This is a genomic window from Legionella fairfieldensis ATCC 49588, assembly GCF_000621525.1.
GTDB lineage: Bacteria > Pseudomonadota > Gammaproteobacteria > Legionellales > Legionellaceae > Tatlockia > Tatlockia fairfieldensis.
Map to the genome: position 1 here is coordinate 1 of NZ_JHYC01000058.1, position 1774 is coordinate 1774.

Below are 1774 nucleotides of genomic sequence, written 5' to 3' on the forward strand. Positions count from 1 at the left end.
TGCTTTATTTGTTGTTCGTACCGTCAATTTAAGCGAAATAGCAGTGGCGTTTTCTTCTAAAGCCGAGAAAAATTCCCGTTATAAAAGACTTCAGCGATTTTTTGCACAATTTAAAATAGACTACACGCTTATTGCACGTCTCGTTTTCCGGCTATTTTTTTCAAAACCATGCTTCATTCCGTGGACACGAAATTGCTCGATTTATATTTGCAGGATTATCAAGGATTTAATCGATTTGTAACACTTGTAGGATAGATTGATTAGAAACTAGTGATAATAAGCAAACAGCAAGGAGGATTAAGTTGTATCATAAGAAAACGGTTTTTATTTTAGGGGCTGGTGCTAGCTGTTACTATGGATATCCTCTCGGAAAACAGCTAATACCCAAGTTACTTGAAAGTCTTGATGATACTATTCCCATTCCTACAATACGCAGTGATAAGCAACACGTTTTTTATAATGAAACCGATAGACAGCGTGGAATATTATATGATTTTGACCTCATCAGAAATTATCTTGTAGGACATACAGAATTTCATGAGAGAGAAAATTATTACTCACCTTACGCAGCAGTCATTGATTAATTCGTAAAAAACCGTATCTTTTGTCGGTTATTTTTTGAAGGACAAAAGAAAATGAAAACGGACCTTTTAGACATTTACAGCGATTATTTAATCAGTCAAAACCACTATGCGACAGCCACGGGTTTAGCGGCACTGTTTTATGGTGAAATCAGTCATGATCAAGTGAGCCGTCATTTAAGAAACGGTAAATTTGGGTCAAAAGAGCTTTGGGCATATGTAAAATCAGATGTTCGTCGACATGAGCAAAAAACGGGCGGTGTTTTGCTATTGGATGACACCATTTCTGAAAAAGCATATACCGATGAAAATGATGTGAATTGCTGGCATTTTTCCCATGCTAAAAATCGTCATATGAAAGGTATCAACATTGTTTCTTGCCTAGTGCGGTACGGTGATATTGCTTTACCTGTCGGTTATGAAACAGTTAAAAAAGATGTGGTCTATTGTGATATAGCAACCCGAAAACAAAAAAGAAAATCGCAAGTCAGCAAGAATGATATGTTTCGTTCTTTGATTCAGCAAGCGGTGAGCAATCATGTCTTATTTGATTATGTATTAGCAGATAATTGGTTTGGCTCAAAAGTAAATATGAGCTTTATTCATCAGGATTTAAAAAAACACTTCATCATCGGTATCAAGTCTAATCGCTGCGTAGCATTAACCAGGCAAGATGCTGATAGCGGTCAATATCAACAAGTGAATACGCTCGAGTGGAATAATGGTGACGCCATCACCGTATATCTTAAGGACATAGCGTTTCCTACCAAACTACTCAAAAAAGTCTTCACAAACGAAGACGGCTCAACAGGGACGCTTTATCTCATCACGAATGATTTATCCATTGATGCTGACCGCATGTACGAAGTCTACCAAAAACGGTGGAGAATTGAAGAGTTTCATAAATCGATTAAGCAAAATGCAAGTTTATCCAAATCACCAACTAAAACCATTCAAACTCAATGTAACCATTTATTTGCATCGATGGTTGCTTATTGTAAGTTGGAATTGTTGAAGGTTAAAACAGCTATGAATCATTTTGCTATTAAGCAAAAATTGCTCTTAAAAGCCAATCAAATTATGTTCAATGAACTCCAATTGTAATCCCCCCTTATAATTGTCCCACTTAAAATTAGAGTTCTCCGTGTATAATCATGACCCGAGGAGAACAAGATGAAGAAATCGAGATATAG

Annotated in this window: 2 protein-coding genes and 1 pseudogene; all 3 read left to right on the forward strand. The window is 36.4% G+C overall.

Features of this window, described 5'->3' with window-relative positions; all coding sequences use genetic code 11:
• Positions 1–145 (forward strand): annotated as a pseudogene (locus tag T345_RS15455) (IS4 family transposase); the annotation flags it as partial.
• Positions 146–302: 157 nt separating this feature from the next.
• Positions 303–584, forward strand: coding sequence for a hypothetical protein (locus T345_RS0110735; protein ID WP_028389336.1), 282 nt, complete (start codon positions 303–305; stop codon positions 582–584).
• Between the two features lie 51 nt (positions 585–635).
• Positions 636–1685, forward strand: coding sequence for an IS701 family transposase (locus T345_RS0110740; protein ID WP_028389337.1), 1050 nt, complete (start codon positions 636–638; stop codon positions 1683–1685).
• Positions 1686–1774: the final 89 nt, after the last annotated feature.